At 69.7% G+C, this 15,589-nt stretch carries 16 protein-coding genes; 7 read left to right on the top strand and 9 right to left on the bottom strand.

What is annotated here, in order from left to right:
- Positions 1–57 precede the first annotated feature (57 nt).
- The 3 genes from ACIRA5_RS37230 to purU are packed head-to-tail and all read left to right on the top strand — an operon-like array spanning position 58 to position 2,358.
- Complete coding sequence (locus tag ACIRA5_RS37230; protein WP_403698855.1) at positions 58–609, top strand: sarcosine oxidase subunit gamma; 552 nt, start codon at positions 58–60, stop codon at positions 607–609.
- Entirely contained in the window at positions 609–1,439 is an 831-nt protein-coding gene (locus ACIRA5_RS37225; RefSeq protein ID WP_403698578.1) for a serine dehydratase beta chain, read from the top strand. The genes ACIRA5_RS37230 and ACIRA5_RS37225 overlap by 1 nt, the downstream gene beginning before the upstream one ends.
- Positions 1,440–1,443: 4 nt before the next feature.
- Complete coding sequence (gene purU, locus ACIRA5_RS37220; RefSeq protein ID WP_403698576.1) at positions 1,444–2,358, top strand: formyltetrahydrofolate deformylase; 915 nt, start codon at positions 1,444–1,446, stop codon at positions 2,356–2,358.
- A gap of 182 nt (positions 2,359–2,540) precedes the next feature.
- Here purU and ACIRA5_RS37215 read toward each other — a convergent pair whose 3' ends face one another.
- The 4 genes from ACIRA5_RS37215 to ACIRA5_RS37200 all read right to left on the bottom strand — a co-directional run bounded on the left by ACIRA5_RS37215 (position 2,541) and on the right by ACIRA5_RS37200 (position 5,515).
- The gene (locus ACIRA5_RS37215; RefSeq protein WP_403698574.1) at positions 2,541–3,476 is read right to left on the bottom strand and encodes a GNAT family N-acetyltransferase; all 936 of its coding nucleotides are present in this window, start codon (positions 3,474–3,476) and stop codon (positions 2,541–2,543) included.
- Between the two features lie 115 nt (positions 3,477–3,591).
- Positions 3,592–3,939 carry a YciI family protein gene (locus ACIRA5_RS37210; protein ID WP_403698572.1) on the bottom strand — a complete coding sequence of 116 codons (348 nt, stop codon included), beginning with the start codon at positions 3,937–3,939 and terminating at the stop codon, positions 3,592–3,594.
- Positions 3,936–4,862 carry a virginiamycin B lyase gene (locus ACIRA5_RS37205; RefSeq protein ID WP_403698571.1) on the bottom strand — a complete coding sequence of 309 codons (927 nt, stop codon included), beginning with the start codon at positions 4,860–4,862 and terminating at the stop codon, positions 3,936–3,938. Before ACIRA5_RS37205 ends, ACIRA5_RS37210 begins: the two co-directional genes overlap by 4 nt.
- Entirely contained in the window at positions 4,859–5,515 is a 657-nt protein-coding gene (locus ACIRA5_RS37200; protein WP_403698569.1) for a CatB-related O-acetyltransferase, read from the bottom strand. Before ACIRA5_RS37200 ends, ACIRA5_RS37205 begins: the two co-directional genes overlap by 4 nt.
- A 195-nt stretch (positions 5,516–5,710) precedes the next feature.
- Here ACIRA5_RS37200 and ACIRA5_RS37195 point away from each other — a divergent pair, with 195 nt between their 5' ends.
- Positions 5,711–6,604 carry a LysR family transcriptional regulator gene (locus ACIRA5_RS37195; protein WP_403698567.1) on the top strand — a complete coding sequence of 298 codons (894 nt, stop codon included), beginning with the start codon at positions 5,711–5,713 and terminating at the stop codon, positions 6,602–6,604.
- Here ACIRA5_RS37195 and merB read toward each other — a convergent pair.
- Positions 6,601–7,668 (bottom strand): organomercurial lyase, encoded by a 1,068-nt coding sequence (merB, locus tag ACIRA5_RS37190; protein ID WP_403698565.1) that lies wholly within the window; start codon positions 7,666–7,668, stop codon positions 6,601–6,603. The genes ACIRA5_RS37195 and merB overlap by 4 nt on opposite strands.
- Before the next feature lie 75 nt (positions 7,669–7,743).
- On the opposite strand from merB, the gene ACIRA5_RS37185 reads away from it, so the two are divergent.
- Together ACIRA5_RS37185 and ACIRA5_RS37180 are read left to right on the top strand one after the other, a co-directional pair.
- Positions 7,744–8,142, top strand: coding sequence for a MerR family DNA-binding protein (locus tag ACIRA5_RS37185; RefSeq protein WP_403698564.1), 399 nt, complete (start codon positions 7,744–7,746; stop codon positions 8,140–8,142).
- 530 nt (positions 8,143–8,672) lie between these two features.
- Positions 8,673–9,536, top strand: a complete 864-nt coding sequence (locus ACIRA5_RS37180) for an LLM class flavin-dependent oxidoreductase (protein WP_403698562.1) — start codon at positions 8,673–8,675, stop codon at positions 9,534–9,536.
- A 717-nt stretch (positions 9,537–10,253) separates the two neighbouring features.
- On the opposite strand, the gene ACIRA5_RS37175 is transcribed toward ACIRA5_RS37180, so the two are convergent.
- Positions 10,254–10,622 (bottom strand): hypothetical protein, encoded by a 369-nt coding sequence (locus ACIRA5_RS37175; RefSeq protein ID WP_403698853.1) that lies wholly within the window; start codon positions 10,620–10,622, stop codon positions 10,254–10,256.
- A 161-nt stretch (positions 10,623–10,783) separates the two neighbouring features.
- Between ACIRA5_RS37175 and ACIRA5_RS37170 the strand changes: the two genes are divergently transcribed.
- Entirely contained in the window at positions 10,784–11,974 is a 1,191-nt protein-coding gene (locus tag ACIRA5_RS37170) for an IS701 family transposase (protein ID WP_403698560.1), read from the top strand.
- A gap of 73 nt (positions 11,975–12,047) precedes the next feature.
- On the opposite strand, the gene ACIRA5_RS37165 is transcribed toward ACIRA5_RS37170, so the two are convergent.
- Genes ACIRA5_RS37165 through ACIRA5_RS37155 form a run of 3 tightly spaced genes read right to left on the bottom strand, consistent with a single transcriptional unit; the run spans position 12,048 to position 15,286 of the window.
- A complete protein-coding gene (locus tag ACIRA5_RS37165) occupies positions 12,048–13,748 on the bottom strand; it encodes an FAD-binding oxidoreductase (protein ID WP_403698559.1) in 1,701 nt (566 codons plus the stop codon).
- The gene (locus ACIRA5_RS37160; RefSeq protein ID WP_403698557.1) at positions 13,745–14,467 is read right to left on the bottom strand and encodes a lysophospholipid acyltransferase family protein; all 723 of its coding nucleotides are present in this window, start codon (positions 14,465–14,467) and stop codon (positions 13,745–13,747) included. Before ACIRA5_RS37160 ends, ACIRA5_RS37165 begins: the two co-directional genes overlap by 4 nt.
- 39 nt (positions 14,468–14,506) lie before the next feature.
- On the bottom strand, positions 14,507–15,286 hold the full coding sequence (locus ACIRA5_RS37155; protein WP_403698851.1) for an SDR family NAD(P)-dependent oxidoreductase: 780 nt from the start codon (positions 15,284–15,286) through the stop codon (positions 14,507–14,509).
- Positions 15,287–15,589: the final 303 nt, after the last annotated feature.

Genomic DNA, 15,589 nt, shown 5'->3' with positions numbered 1-15,589 from the left:
GCAGGCGCGGGCCCGGTGGCCCAGCGCACCAGCCCCCTGGCACATCTGGTGGAGCGGATGCGCGCCGCCACCGTCACCGGCCCCCGGGGCGTGACGCTCGCCGAGCGGCCGTTCATCAGCATGGTGAACGTGCGTGTCGACCCCGCGTCCGAAGCGGCCGACCGCATCGAGAAGACCTTGGGGGCGCCGCTCCCGCTCCAGTGCGGCCACACCACCGCGTCCGGCCCCCACACAGTCCTCTGGCTCGGCCCCGACGAGTGGCTCGTGCTGTCCCGGTCCGACGCGACCGCCGTGACCGCAGAGCTGCGGGAGGCACTCGGCGGCGACCCGGGCTCGGTCGTGGACGTCTCGGCGAACCGCACCACCCTGGAGCTGAGCGGCCCCACTGCCCGGCAGGTACTGGAGAAGGGCTGCCCCTTGGACCTGCACCCCCGGTCCTTCGCACCCGGCCAGGCGGTGTCGACCACGGTGGGCCCCGTCGCGGTACTGCTCCGGCAGGTCGACGACGCACCCACGTACCAGCTCTTGCCGCGCTCCTCGTTCGCCGACTACCTGGCCCGCTGGCTCATCGACGCGATGAGTGAGTACATCGGCCCGGAGGCGCCCTGATGGCGCTGAGCGCGTTCGACCTGTACTCGGTCGGCATCGGCCCCTCCTCATCCCCCACGGTGGGGCCGATGCGCGCGGCGCGGCGCTTCGCCCAGCGCCTGGACGACGACGGTTTGCTCACCTTCGTCAGCCGAGTGCGGGCCGAACTGTTCGGGTCGCTCCGTGCGACGGGCCACGGGCACGGCTCGGACAAGGCGGTGGTGCTCGGTCTGGAGGACGAGGATCCGGCAACCGTGGACACCGAGCGGGCCGGCGGCCGGGTGGCGCAGGTGCGCGCCGGCAGCACCCTGCTGCTGGCGGGCAAGCACCGCATCGGTTTCGACAGCGATGCCGACCGCGTGCTGCACCGGCGCAAGTCCCTGCCCGCGCACCCCGACGGCATGTCGGTCATACGAGCATCCGTGGAGCGCGGATGCCGCCGCGAAGGGGTGCTGCCCGGCGGCCTGCGCGTGCCACGCCCCGCACCGGGCCTGTTCCGGAGGCTGAACGCGAAGACCGACGGCGGGGATCCCCTCCAGGTCATGGACCGGGTGAATCTGTTCGCCCTGGCCGTCAACGAGGAGAACGCCGTCGAGGTCGGCATCGAGCACAACCTGGGGCTGACCTGCGATCCGGTGGGCGGCCTGGTCCAGATCCCCTGCATCGAGCGCAACGCCGTCGCCAGTGTCAAGGTGATCAACGCGACACGGCTCGCCCTGGCCGGTGACGGCACGCACAAGGTCAGCCTGGACCAGGCCGTCAAGACCATGCGCGACACCGGCCGGGACATGAAGGTCAAGTACAAGGAGACCGCCCGCGGCGGTCTCGCCGTCAACGTAATCGAGTGCTGAGACCATGACTGACTTCCCGGCTTCCGCCACGTCCCGCGCCCACGCGCCGGTCGACCCCGCCGCGGCGCCCGTCGAGCACGTGCTCACGGTCGACTGCCCCGAGGCTCCCGGCATCGTCCATGCCGTCTCACGGTTCCTCCTTGAGCAGGGCAGCGACATCATCGACAACCAGCAGTTCGGTGACCGCCGCGACGGCCACTTCTTCATGCGAGTGCACTTCGCCACCTCGGGCGGCGAGAACACCACCGACGTCCTGCGCCGCGGGTTCGCCGCGGTGGCCGCACCGTTCGCCATGCGATGGCACCTCGAACCGGTCGGCACCCGGCGCCGCGTGCTGGTCATGGTGTCCCGCTACGGCCACTGCCTCAACGACCTGCTCTTCCGTACCCGCAGTGGGGACCTGCCCATCGAGGTGGTCGCCGTGGTCTCCAACCACCGCGACCACGAGGCACTCGTCGCGTGGCACGAGATCCCGTTCTTCCATGTGCCGGTCACCGCCGCGACCAAGCCCGAGGCCGAAGCCCGACTTCTGGAGCTGGTCGACGAGTTCGCCGTCGAACTCGTCGTGCTGGCCCGCTACATGCAGGTGCTCTCCGACGACCTGTGCACCGGACTCGCCGGCCGGACCATCAACATTCACCATTCGTTTCTGCCGAGCTTCAAGGGCGCCAAGCCCTACCACCAGGCACACGACCGGGGCGTCAAGCTCGTCGGCGCGACGGCCCACTACGTCACCGCCGACCTCGACGAAGGCCCGATCATCGCCCAGGAGGTCATCGGTGTCGACCACAGCCACACCCCCGACGACCTGGCCGCCATCGGCCGCGACGCGGAATCGGCGGCGCTGGCCCGAGCGGTCCGGTGGCACTGCGAAGGCCGAGTGTTCGTCCAGGGCAGGCGCACGGTGATCCTCCGCTGACGATCGGCTACCTCGGTTCGGCCGGTCGGGTCGCCAAGGACTGCGACCTGACCGAGACCGCGGTGCCCGACCAGAGGGGCAGGACCGGCGGGGTCGGCTCTCCTTTTCGCTGCCCCGCACGGTCGCCTTGTCCTTGTGTCAGGGAGGGCTGATCCGCATCGCGTGCCTGACGTGTGGCGGGGTCAGTCCCAGACCAGGTTGAGGGAGCGTTCGAAGTTGACGTATCCGGCGCGGGCGAAGGACTTCGCCATGGGGACGTTGCCGAGGTCCGTCGATGCCCTGATCCGGTCGACACCCTCGGCGGCCAGGATGCGGGTACCCTCGGCGAGGATCTCGTCGATGTAGCCATTGCCGCGGTGTGCGGGCAGGACACCGACGTACGCGATGATCGGGTGGTAGCTGTTGCGGGCGGGGACCACGAAGCCCACCGGAGCGCCCCCGCCGGGAAGTTCGGCGATGCGCCACCACTCGTGCGGGCTCTTGAACCCGGCAAACTCTCCGTCGTAGTGCCGTTCCGCCGCTTCGCGCGGGCTCAGTCCGGAGGACAGGTCCGCCTGGCCGTGGGCGTCGAGGGTGCCCTCCATGACCGGGGTCATCAGGGCGAGGAGGTCCTCACGGTCGGCCACCGGGCGGAAGACGAGACGCCCCCTGGGCTCCGGGAGCAGGGACGACGGGGTCCACTGCAGCCGCAGCCGCTCGACCAGCAGCCGTGCGCCCGTGCTCTCCAGCACGCGCGTGCGGGATTCGACCACCTCGCGCGCCGCGGGGTCCTCGTGCCAGTCGGGCGGGACGAAGCGACCGTACTCCGGCAGCTTCGCGCCCGCCGGGAAGACGGTCGCCGTCGCCGTCTCGAACAGCCGCAGGCCGATCTCGTCGCGGTCGGCCCGGGGCAGTGTGTCGTCGATGTCGAAGAAGTCGAACTGCAGCGGGACGTCACCGCCCGGGGTCGTCCACCAGGCGAGCCGTGCGAGGAGACGGTCGCCGTCCAGGGCCACCCAGGACCACTCGGGGCGGCGGCAGCCGCCGGCGAAATCCTCGGTCAGTTCGTGGTCGAGGACGTAGGAGAGCCGGCAGAAGAGATCGATCTCCTCGGGGCCGGTCAGAGGTCGGTAGCTCACCGATGTCAGTTTCAAGTCAACTCCTGTGCAGGGATACAGCGCTCCGGGCCCGGTATGTCGTGCTGGTCAGGCACGCCGGGTGTCCGGGCAGAGGGCGTCGCGGGCCGCATGACGCTCAGGCCGATTCGAGTATCGGGCGGATTTCGAGCGCCTCCGGGGTGGGGAAACCGCGCGCCAGCTCGATGGCCTCGGCGTGGTCGGCAACTTCCAGTACGAACCAGCCGCCGAGGGTCTCCTCGCCACTGTGCACGGGCCCCTCGGTCACCGCTGCGGACCCGTCCACCGTCTTGCGCACCGTGACGGGGCCCCGTTGCTCGGTGTCGAGGGCGTCTCCGCCCACCAGTTTGCCCGCTGCCGCGAGTTCGCCGATCCAGGTCTGGTAAGCCTTCCGATAGCCGTCGCGGTCGGCCTGGATCCGGGCGCGTGACGCATGCGTCTCGAAGATCACGAGGGCGTATTTCATGAGGCGTTCCTCTGTTCGATGTTCTTGGTGATTCTGGTGGTGTCCGGTTCGATGCGGGCCAGTGCACCCCTCTCCAAGGCCGTCCACAGGGCGCCGTCCGGGCCCACTGTGATCCCGTGCGGCTCGGAGGCCGGGGTGGGCAGGTCATGGACGGCGACCGTGCCGTCCGAGGTGACCGAGCCGACGCGGTTGCCGCCCCACTCGGTGAACCACGCCGTGCCGTCGGCGTCGGTGGTGACGGCGTGCGGCCGGGCGGAACGGTCGGGCAGCGGGTACTCGGTGATCCGGCCGCCGGGTGCCATCCGGCCGATCTGACCGGCCGCGATCTCGGTGAACCAAATACTTCCGTCCGGCCCCACGGCGATACCCACCGGCGCGGCCGCCCCGGTGGGCAGCTCGTGCACCGTGATGCGGCCGTCCATGCCGATCCGGCCGATGGCGTTGGCCTGGTTCATCGTGAACCACATCGCGTCCCCGGCCGCGGCGATCGCGGAGGGAAACGCTCCGGTGCGCGGCAGCGGATACTCCGTGACCGTTCCGTCGGTGGTGAGGCGGCCGATGCGGTCGGCCGCGGTCTCGGTGAACCACAGCGCGCCGTCCGGCCCCGCGGCGATACCGAAAGGCCCGCACTGCGCGGTGGGCAGCGCGAACCCGGTCACCCGGCCGGCCGGCGTGATCCGCCCGATCCGGTGCGCCCGGTACTCCGTGAACCACAGTGCGCCGTCCGGCCCGTTGCAGATGACCGTCGGACCGCTGTCCGGGGCGAGTTGATGACTCGTCGGCTCCTGTCCCGGGTCCAGCCGGCCGATCCTGCCGCTGTGCACCATGGTGAACCACAGCGCGCCGTCCGGGCCGGTGGTGATCGCGTACGGGCCGCTGTCGCGACCGGACACCGCGTACTCCTCGATGGCCGGGGACGTCACTGCTGCTGCCCCAGAGCTTCGGCGGCGGCGATGCGCTCGATGTCCTGCGGGGATCCGGCCATGATGGTCTGGGCGTGCGCGGTCACCCGTTCAACGGGCCAATCCCACCAGGCGCTGCGCGCGAGCCGTTCGATGTCGCTGTCGCCGAAGCGCTGTCTGATCGTCCGGGCCGGGTTTCCGCCCACGATGGTGTACGCCGGCACGTCGGCGGTGACCACCGCTCCGGCCGCGATCACCGCGCCGTCGCCGATCCGAATCCCCGGCATCACGGTGGCACCGTATCCGAACCACACGTCGTTGCCGACCACCGTGTCCCCGCGGCTGGGCATGCCGGTGACGAGGTCGAGGGTCTGCTCGGCCCACTCGCCGCCGAACATGGTGAAGGGGAAGGTGGACACCCCGATCGACGGGTGATCCGCGCCCGCCATCAGGAACCGGGTGCCCGTCGCGATCGCGCAGTACTTGCCGATGATCAGCCGTTCCGGACCGTAGGCGTACAGCACATTTCGCTGCGCGAAGTCGGTCGCCCCGTCGGGGTCGTCGTAGTAGGTGAAGTCACCCACCACGACGTTGGTCCCGGCAACCAGTGGCTTGAGGAAGACGACCCGCTCGTGGGCGGGCAGGGGATGGACGGTGCTCGGGTCAGGTGTCACGCGGCAATCTCTCCGTGGGGGTTCGTACTCGGCGGGCGGAGCGCAGGGCGGTGAGGTCTCACTCACCCGCGGGAAGCCTCCCGGCCTGGTCCCCATCATGCATACCGGGCAGCCCAGGAACAACGGCCGATCTTGTTATGGTCGTTAACCCAGAGGTTCACGACTCCGGGAACCAGAACGGAATCGGGGGACAGGTTGGAACTGCGGGACATAGAGATCTTCCTGACGCTCGCGGAGGAGCTCCACTTCGGCCGCAGCGCCGAACGCCTGCATGTCTCCCCGGCCCGCGTCAGCCAGGCGATCAAGAAACAGGAACGCGCCATCGGCGCCCAACTCTTCGAGCGCACCAGCCACCACGTGCGGATCACCCCCATCGGAGAGGTGTTGCTCCAGCGGCTGAAGCCGGCATATGAGGCCATCCAGGACGCCATAGCGGAGGTGACCACCGTCGACCGCCATGCGGCCGGCACGCTGACACTGGGGGTCATGGGCGCACAGATGCACGACATGGCCCCGCTCCTGACCCGCTTCCGGTCCCGGCACCCGTCCGTCGAACTGCGTTTCCGGGAAGTGTTCTTCAGCGATCCGTTCGGAGCCTTGCGGGCCGGCGAGGTCGACGCGGTGACCACGTGGCTGCCGGTTCGCGAGCCGGACCTGACCGTCGGTGTGGTGCTGCGCGAGGAACCTCTCAACCTGATGGTGTGCGCGGAGCATCCGCTCGCCCGGCAAGAGTCGGTGAGCATGGAGGTGCTCGGCGATCACATCGTGCCGCGCCTGAATGGCCCCGTACCCGCCTACTGGGAGGCCGCCGTCCTGCCGGCCCGCACTCCGGCCGGACGCCCCGTCCGCCGCGGCCCGGCCGTCACCACCTTCTACGAGATCCTTGCACTCGTCGCGGCAGGCGACGCGGTCTGCACCGTCCCCGACGAGGGACGGCGTTACAACGCGCAGACCGACGTCGTCTACCTCCCCCTCCACGATGCCCCGCCCGTCCAGTGGGCCCTGATCTGGCGCACGGACCGCGCGACCCCGCTGGTACGCGCACTCACCCAGGCGGCGACGGACTACGGGGACTCAGCCACGCGTTAGAGAGGTGCGGGCGTCGGTGTCTGTGTCCCCTGGTCTCCATCCGGGCCCGTCCGCGAGGTCGCTCCGGCCGCCGGACAGTCCGCCGGTGCCGTCAGCAGCTGGCCGAAGATGTCTGCGCCCAGGCGTTCGGCCTCGGCCTGGCCCAGGACGGCGCCGCTGAGGTCGGCCTGCTGCCCGATCCACTGCTCGGCGGTGGTCCGGGTGGTGAAGAAGCGAAGGTAGCCGCAGCACACGGCGGCGGCCGGGCCGGTGCCGGGGCGGCCGCCGTAGTAGACCACCGCGGTGGCCGGCTGCCACGTGGTCCTCCCGTCGGTGAACTCCACGCGGACGGGTTCACCGGTGACCGGGTCGGTGGAGGTGATGACGGTGTCGGTGTCGAGCATGACCGGGATGCCGAGCGCGTCGATCGCGCACATCGACCACACCGTCCGCCCGCCGGCGATCTGCACGACGTGCTCGGTGGGGGTGGCGGAGAACGGGTACGCGGCCTGGATGCGGCCGGTGCCGTCCAGGGTGAGGAAGTCCTCGGTGGCCAGCTCGGCGAGCACCCGGGCGGCCGGCACGCCGAAGGGCTCGGCTGCCGAGTCCAGCTCGCCCGCCCCGGGTGGGGTGCCGGCGGTGGCGAAGGAGCGCAGGACGGCCTGCTGCACCGCGCGTAGGCCGCCCTCGACGGGGGCGAGGCGGCCCTGCCCGGCGCGGCCTGCCGCCTGGTATGCGCCCGTAGTGGCGGTAGTGGCGGTAGTGGCGGTAGTGGCGGTAGTGGCGGTCGTGCGGAGGGCTTGCCGCAGTTCCTCGACGGATGGCGCCCCGCCGATCCGGCCGTCCAGGCCTCGGTAGAGACGGCAGGACACGCTGGCCGCAGTGCCCGGGGCGGCGAACGGGTCGCGACCGTCGACCAGCAACGTCGGCGAGCCGCGCATGCCGCGCCGTTCGGCCTCCGCCTGGTCGTCGACCACGTGCACGGTCAGCTCCACGTCCGCTCGGTCGGCCAGGGCGAGTGCCAGCCGTTCCTTGAGTACCGGGCCATTGGGGCAATCCGCGACCGTCAACATTTCCACGCGCATGAGCGGCACCTCCAGGCCGGGCGGCCCACGCTAGACCTTCCACCACACTGGAAGGTCAAGGCCTACGGTGAAGGTATGCGCATCGGAACACTCGCCGCCGCCACCGGCACCACCACCAAGACCCTGCGTTTCTACGAGCAGGCCGGACTCCTGGAGGCGCCGCCCCGCACCCCGGGCGGCTACCGCGACTACCCGGCCCACGCCCCAGGCCGGGTCGGCTTCGTCCGCTCCGCCCAAGCAGCCGGCCTCAGCCTCGCCGAGATCCGTGACGTCCTCGCGATCCGCGACGGTGGCCAGGCACCGTGCGCGCACGTCACCGCACTGCTCGACCAGCACCTGGCCGACGTCGAGCGAAGGATCGCCGAACTGGACGCGACCCGCGCCATGCTGCGAGAACTGACCCGCACCGCCTCCGCCACCGACCCCGCCAGCTGCGCCGAGGGCGACATCTGCCGCATCCTCACAACCGGCTGACGCAGCCTGGGGGCAGGCAAGGGAGAGAACCTGGGCCTTGGGCCCGTAGCGGCGGGTGAGCCCCCGGCATCGCGGGCAGTGACCGACCGCCCCAGGGGCGCACCCCAGCAGGATCGCGGCGGCCGCCTGGTCTGTGTCCGGGGCGATGCGCTGCTGGCATGCCGTGATGTTCGGGTCCGCGAGTGCGGCACATGCTTCATCGGCCCGGATCGGATGAGAGGTGCCCTCGATCATGGTGCAGTCGCCATGTGGATCAGGGCGGGCTCGGGCCCGGTCGATGTGCGCTTCAGCTGGACGACGTGGCCCGACTGCGTAGATGGGGCGTGAAGTTGGGCAGGGGAGTGCCACTCCTCAAGGGCAGCAGGCGGGCCCGGCTCGTGATGCGGAGCCTGGCGGGTTGGTCCTGCCAGTCCAGCTGCGGTCCAAGTGTCCCGATGGAGCGGCGTAGTCCTGCGCCCGTCGGCAGCCTGCCGTGACGCCTGGATCCGAATCCGATTGCATCGTCATGGCCGGCCGCGCATCCTGCTGGGATGCGCTTCTCCATCAACATCCCCAACTTCGGCGACTTCGCCGACCCGCGTAACGTCGCGACCGTGGCGGCTGCCGCCGAACAGGCCGGCTGGGACGGGCTCTTCGTCTGGGACCACGTACTGCACCGACAGCACCAGGGGCGTCCCTTCGGGGACCCCTGGATGCTGCTGACCGCGGCCGCGCTGGAGACCTCCCGGATCCGACTGGGCACCCTGCTGACGCCGGTCCCTCGGTACCGTCCGCAGCAACTCGCCCGGCAGGTGGCCACCTTGGACCACCTCAGCGGTGGCAGGGTGACCTTCGCCGCGGGCCTGGGCGGTCCCGTCGAGGATGAATACCGCAGCTTCGGCGACGCCGCCGAGCCACGTCTCCTCGCCGAACGGCTGGACGAGGGACTGGAGCTGTTGGGGCGCTTCTGGTCCGGCGAGCCGGTGAACCACCACGGCCGGCACTTCGAGGTCCGGGACGTGACGCTGGTGCCCGCCACCGTGCAGCGGCCCGGTCCGCCGGTGTGGATCGGCGGATTCTGGCCGCGTCGTGCGCCCATGCGGCGGGCAGCGCGGTGGGACGGCGCCGTGCCGCTGTTCGAGACGGCCCGGCATGGTCATGCGCCGGATGCGGCGGAAGTACGGGAGCTGGTCGCCTACGTGCGCCAGCAGCGTACGGCCGGAGCCGAGCGCCCCTTCGAGTTCGTGCTCGGCGGTGCCACGCCCCCGGACGCGGCCAAGGCCAAGGACGTGATCGGTCCGCTGCACGACGCCGGCGCCACCTGGTGGGACGAACGGCAGGTCCAGACCGGCCCCGACCTTGATCGTCTGCTCCCGGTGCTACGCCGCATTGAGGCGGGGCCGCCGGTGGTCTGACGAGCCGTTCGAGGGTGCGCGGGGCTTGTCGGTGGGTCCCTTCGGGCGCTTGTCGGGGCGGTAGCCGGGGCCGTTCATGATGACGCAGTCAACGCAGTGCAGTCTGAGCAGGCACTGATGAGGATCGCGGCTGACACTGAGCAGCAGCTGCGCAGCATGAAGGCGCGGATGGCCTTGGCTCGACGGCGCAGGGCCGTGGCGGTGAGCGGCGCGGCCGTGGGCACTGTCGGTGCCGTCCTGGCCGCCGTGTACGGCCCCGTGATGGAGGACGCCTTCAAGCTCATCGCGGCCGGCAGTGCGGGCAGCGGCCTGTGGACGATTGGCAAGCGCCGGGTTCGATGGCGTAGCCGGGCTCCTGCAGTTGCTGTTCCTCGACGAGGATGCGGACGGTCGGAGCAAGGGCCCATCGGCGAGCGTCCGGTGGCGATTTCTGTCAGAACGGGCAGGGCGGCAAAGCTGGCCTCGTACACCGACCCTTGGTGGTAGAGAGAAGCCCACAGCTCCTCCCACGCCACGTCACCCGGCTCGCATCACCGATCTCGTCAAAGATCCGTGGTAGGTCGGATGCAAACGGTGTAGCTCTGGGCTTGTTGGAGGTGTTGTCCGGCGTTCGGGCCGTAGGTGCTGGTGGGGTTCTTTCGGCTACGGGCCTTCATGCGCTGGCGCTGGTGGGCGGGCAGGAAGGCGTTCAGTACTACATGCGACGTCGTGATCTAGCTAGGCGTCGAGGTAGTGGTAGTCCCCGTCCGGGACGCCGATCACTAGGCCGCCGTTGTGGACCCTCCATTCGCTCATGCCGTCGACGTCGTGGCTGACCAGAAACAGCCCCCGGGGCCTCTCGTCGTACTCGTCATCCGGGTAGGAGGCCGGGATCTGGGCGACCTGACGCAACCTCTCCTCGAACCAGTCGAGGGACACCGCGCGGATGTTGCCCCCGTAGAAGGCCCACTTAACGTAGTTGTACTGCCGAGCGGGGAAGGCCCAGCCCCCGCTGTAGGTGCGCTCCGGATCGTCTGCTTCCACGATCTCCTTGATCTGGGCCAGCTGTCCGTCGTCACACTCCAGCCAGCCCCTGACCGAGACCATGATTCCCACGGCGGTTGCTCCCCATTCGTGTGGCGCGCCGTCCTGGCGCACGGTTCCTATGCGCTTGCACGCTAGGCGTGACCTGCTCGGTCGCGCAAAGGGATTGACTGGTGGATCAGCCGCCTCGAGCGAGAGCGCGCCATCCCCATCCCGTCGGCCGCATGGACGCGGCCCGCCGGCAGGCAATGTTCGACCAGGCCATGGCCCGCATCGCGGGCCGGTTTCGCCGCGTGGAACCGCGGGCGACGGCACGGGCGTTCATCCTCGGACTGCTGTCCGGCGTCGAGCGCAAGAACTGCCGGCAACTGGCCGAGGAGGCTGGCCATGCCCGCCCCGGCGCGGTGCAGAGGCTGCTGCGAAGCGCACGCTGGGACGCCGACGGGGTGCGCGACGAGGTCCGCTCCTACGTGCTGGACCACCTCGGCGGGGACGGCGTGTTGATCGTGCACGAGACAGGGCTCCTGAAGAAGGGCCTGCGTTCGGTCGGCGTGCAACAGCAGTACACCGGCAGCGTCGGTCGGATCGAAAATGCCCAGGTCGGGGTGTTCCTCGCCTACGCGTCCTCGCGAGGCCAGGCCCTGATTGACCGTCGGCTCTACCTCCCCGAGCACACCTGGTGCCAGGATCCCGATCGCCGCTCGGGCTCCGGGATTCCCGAGAAGGTCGAGTTCGCCACCAAGCCCCGCCTGGCCTGGCAGATGATCGAAGCGGCCCTCGACGCCGGGTGCTCCTCCAACTGGGTGACCGGCGACGAGGTCTACGGCAGGACCCACAGCTTCGGTCCGCCCTCGATGCACGCGGAATCGGCTACGTCCTGGCAGCCGCCTGCACCCCCAAGCTGCGGTTCAACGAGAACCGCACGGTGGTCCAGGCCGCCACCGTGGCCGCCTCACCGCCCCGGGACACCTGGCACCGGCAGAGCGCCGGCGCCGGAGCGTCGGCTCCCGTTGATGCTTGACGGTACGGCTCGCCGCGAGGCGGAGCGGCACGCATGCCAGTGCTTCGGGCCGCTGGGTCTGAAGGGCAAGGAGGACAGCCGCCTCGGCCAACGGTCCGGTGGGCAGGCACAGCAGGCGGCCCCCGCCTGTACGCCGGTCGAGGGCGCCCAGGTCGCCTTCGCCGACGAGCCGACGGCCACCCTCGACAAGGCGACGGGGCGATGCGGCAGGACGCACGCACAGCCGCCGCTTGCCGCGGCCGCGGCAAGCGGCGGCGGGTGTCCGACACCCCGTCAGACCGCCGCCGCTGTGTTCCCCTTCTCACCGCCCAGTGGCAGGAGCCCTCGCCGAATGTCCGACGACAGAGCAGCCAGGCCAGAGCCGTGGAAACGGATCACACGCCGTCGCGTGTGATCCGTCCGGTTCGCGGCGTGGCCGCGCCCATGCCCGCGAACGGCCACGCGCGCGGGCCCATGGACCGCCGCGTTCAGACCACGATCTTGCGCGGGTTGAAGTTACCGCCCGGGTCGGCAGCGTCGAACAGGCCCGACATGATCGCGACGCCATGCGTCGAGATGTCCTCCTCCAGCCACGGCGCGTGCTCCAGGCCCACCCCGTGGTGGTGCGAGATCGTGCCGCCGGCATCGATGAACGCCTGCTGGATCGCGCGCTTGACCGTGTCGTACTCGCCGAGCGGGTCGTCACCGAAGACGAACGCGAAAGTGAAGTAGAGGCAGGCTCCGGAGTGGTAGGAGTGCGACAGGTGCGACATCGTCCAGCCCTTGCGGCCGATCTGTTCGTAGGCGCGGTCGGCTGCCTCGTAGACCGCCGCGTGGATGCCACGTAGCTTCGACCACGGACCGGCGGTCTCGCTCACGTCGCCGGCGGCACCGCAGTCGAGCAGGAAGTCGCGGATGTACGGCGTGTCGAACTTCTTCTGGTCGTAGAGCGCACCGGGTCCCTTGCCGACGCCGATGCCGTGATGCTTGCGGACGATTCGGTCGACGAGTGACTTCTGCCGTTTCGCGTGCTCCTTGTCGCCCTCGAAGCCGATGAAGGAGAGGCACATCTCGTCGAGGTTCCAGCCACGCCTCCTGAGATACGCCATGAGGCCGGCCTGCGCCTTCTTCTGGATGCCCTTCGACTCCTTGCTCGTCGCCAGGGAGAAGCCCGTCTCGTGCGCGTCCGAGATACGGGTGACCGAGGGCGAGACGTCGCTCTCGGCGATCTCCTGCATCGCGGCGAGGCCGTGGTCCAGGTTCTTGAAGAAGTAGGCGTGGATGGCACGCTTCTCGGGGAGCCGGTGCACCTGCACCGTGACCTCGGTGATGACGCCGAGCCGCCCCTCCGAGCCGACCACCATCTCCCGCACGCTCGGCCCGGTCGACGCGCTCGGAACGGCACGGATCACGAGGACCCCGCCGGCCCGCACGACACGCAGCCCTTTGACCATGTCCGCGATGTCGCCGTACTTGTCCGACTGCATGCCGGACGAGCGCGTGGCGACCCACCCGCCGAGCGTCGAGTGGGTGAACGAGTCGGGGAAGTGCCCCATCGTCCAGCCGTCCCGGTTGAGTTGTGCCTCGAGATCGGGGCCCAGCGCCCCGGCCTGGATGCGTGCCAGGCCGGAGTCGGCGTCGATCTCCAGCACCTGGTTGAGGCGGCCGAGGTCGAGTGAGACGACCACCCGCGACTCGTTCGGGTGCGGCTCCAGACTGCCCGCGATATTGCTGCCACCCCCGAAGGGGATGATCACGGCGTCCGCTTCGACGGCCGCGTCGACGACGCGTTGCACCTCCGCCTCGTCGGCCGGGTAGACGATCACGTCGGGAGTGCGCGCGATCTCGCCGGATCGGATGCGGACCAGGTCACGCAGGCTCTTGCCGTACGTGTGGACGACCCGGGACAGGTCGTCGGTGACGGTGTTCCCCGCTCCGACGATGCCGCTCAGGGCGGTGACGAACTCCTCCGGCGCCGTCGAGGCCGGCACCTTCAACTGCGAGAAGTCCGGCCGTTCGGTGCGCTCGTCCGCCCAGAGATCGAGACCGACGGCCTTCTGTACGAACGGTGCGAAACCGGGCTTGTCCTCGTGATGGAAGCCGACACCTTCCAGGCCCCAGCCCCACCACTTCATGTGTTTCACCTCACCAGCGAGCATCGCGTCGGTGCGGTAGGTGGGTTCGGTCACGAACGGTCTCCTTCAAGTACACGACGTGAGGTGGCATGTGCGCCGAGGATGCGGTCGGAGTGCTCCTCGGTCAGGGTGAGGATCGCCGAGCGGATGCGTTCGGTGAACTCGCTCCTCAACTCTCCGGGATGGGCGATGAGCGGTTCGCCGAAGACGACTCCGACCGGCAGGCGGCCCGCTTTGGGCCAGTTGGATCCGCGAGGATGCGCCTGATGCGCGCCGATGACCGCGACGGGGAGCACCGGCACCTCGGCCGACGAGGCGAGCGCCGCCGCCCCCGGCTTGAACGCCCCGAGCGATCCGTCGCGCGAGCGGGTCCCCTCGGGAAAGATCAGGAGCGGCACTCCTCGGTTCAGCAGGGCCTTGGCGCTCACTCTGTGGGGGTTCACTCCGGTGCGGTCGACCGGGAAGGCGTTGAAGAAGAGAGCCGTGAGGCCGCGCCGCCGCCACACGTCGAAGAAGTAGTCGGCGGCGGCTCCCACCGCGAGGTAGCGCGCCAGTCTGCGGGGCAACGCGCCCATGATGAGCGGGGTGTCGAGGTGCGAGGTGTGATTGGCGACGACGACATATGCGTCCTTGATGTTCGCCAAGCGCTCGCGCCCAAGTACCGTGACGCTGGTCACGCTCCAGACGACGGGCTTCAGCAGCCCCCGCTGCGCGATGAAACGCGCCGCAGCGTGAGAGCGTGAGGTGAAACGGTCGCGTATCGTCGCAGGCATCCGCTTCCTTCCCGTGCGGGCTCGCCCGCACTACTTCTTTCAGTGAGTGAGACTGTCGTTGCGGCTGGACGAGATCCGTCGCGAGATCCACCGCACCGTGCGGCGCGGAAGATGACGCGTGAACCAGATGAGCAACCGGTACCGGAAGCTCGGCATGGAGATCACCCGTCCGCGGCGCACGTCGCGCAGACTCGTCTCGACGAGTCGCTCGGCGTCGAGCCAGAGGAAGTCCGGAATGCTCGACGACCGGATTCCGGCCCGCTCGTGGAATTCCGTGCGGACCCAGCCCGGACAAAGGGCTGTCACGGTGACACCCGTTCCATGGAGCTCGTTCGCCAGTCCCTCCGTGAGTGACGTCACGAAGGCCTTGACGGCCGAATAGCTCCCCATCGTGACGAACCCAGCCGTGCTCGACACATTGACGATCGCGCCGTGTCCGCGCTCGCGCATGGCCCGGCCAGCGGCGCCGGCGAGCACCAGCACCGCACGCCCCATGACCTCGATCGCCTGGTCGTGCGGAGCGGTGTCGGGTGAGGTCATGGGTGCGTGCACGCCGAAACCGGCGTTGTTCACGAGCATGTCCACCGGACGGGCCCGGTCCTCCAACCGGGCGACGACACGCTCGACGTCGGCGCGATCGGACAGGTCGGCGGGCAGTACCTCGACGGCACGGCCGCGGGATTCGAGCTCGACCGCCATCCGGCCGAGCCGCTCCCTGTCGCGCGCCACCAGGACAAGGTCCCATCCGCGGTCCGCCAGAGCGCGCGCGAACGATGCTCCGATACCCGACGTGGCACCGGTGACAAGTGCGACCCGTATCCGGCTCAGCACAGTTTCATATGCCATCTACTCGACATCCGAGCTCTCCGCTCGTAGTGATCACGTGGAGGGATGAGCGGGTCCACGCCGTCGATCCCGACACCGGCCTTCCGAGCAACCTGGTGAACAACCCGCTTCTGTAGGGGAACTGAAGATCAAAAAAACTTCCGTGTTCGATGTCCGACGAGCTCCTTCCGTTAGACCGGGCATGCATCCGTCTTGTGACACGAGCTTCCGCACCTGCTCATGCGGACTCAGGGATCGCCCTCCGACCACAGGCCCTCAGACCGCGCGGCCGAGCGA

The organism is Streptomyces sp. NPDC096311 (assembly GCF_044763085.1).
Lineage (GTDB): Bacteria > Actinomycetota > Actinomycetes > Streptomycetales > Streptomycetaceae > Streptomyces.
Note: the sequence above shows the minus strand (reverse complement) of the source record. Positions and strands in the feature narration are given on the sequence as shown.

Excerpts from the sequence above, each read along its gene's own strand:
- ACIRA5_RS37210 (WP_403698572.1), bottom strand. The coding sequence starts at position 3,939 with ATGAAATACGCCCTCGTGATCTTCGAGACGCATGCGTCACGCGCCCGG.
- ACIRA5_RS37160 (WP_403698557.1), bottom strand. The coding sequence starts at position 14,467 with ATGCCTGCGACGATACGCGACCGTTTCACCTCACGCTCTCACGCTGCG.
- ACIRA5_RS37230 (WP_403698855.1), top strand. The coding sequence starts at position 58 with ATGCGCGCCGCCACCGTCACCGGCCCCCGGGGCGTGACGCTCGCCGAG.
- ACIRA5_RS37170 (WP_403698560.1), top strand. The coding sequence starts at position 10,784 with ATGGACGCGGCCCGCCGGCAGGCAATGTTCGACCAGGCCATGGCCCGC.
- ACIRA5_RS37180 (WP_403698562.1), top strand. The coding sequence starts at position 8,673 with ATGCGCTTCTCCATCAACATCCCCAACTTCGGCGACTTCGCCGACCCG.
- ACIRA5_RS37175 (WP_403698853.1), bottom strand. The coding sequence starts at position 10,622 with ATGGTCTCGGTCAGGGGCTGGCTGGAGTGTGACGACGGACAGCTGGCC.
- merB (WP_403698565.1), bottom strand. The coding sequence starts at position 7,668 with ATGCGCGTGGAAATGTTGACGGTCGCGGATTGCCCCAATGGCCCGGTA.
- ACIRA5_RS37185 (WP_403698564.1), top strand. The coding sequence starts at position 7,744 with ATGCGCATCGGAACACTCGCCGCCGCCACCGGCACCACCACCAAGACC.
- purU (WP_403698576.1), top strand. The coding sequence starts at position 1,444 with ATGACTGACTTCCCGGCTTCCGCCACGTCCCGCGCCCACGCGCCGGTC.
- ACIRA5_RS37225 (WP_403698578.1), top strand. The coding sequence starts at position 609 with ATGGCGCTGAGCGCGTTCGACCTGTACTCGGTCGGCATCGGCCCCTCC.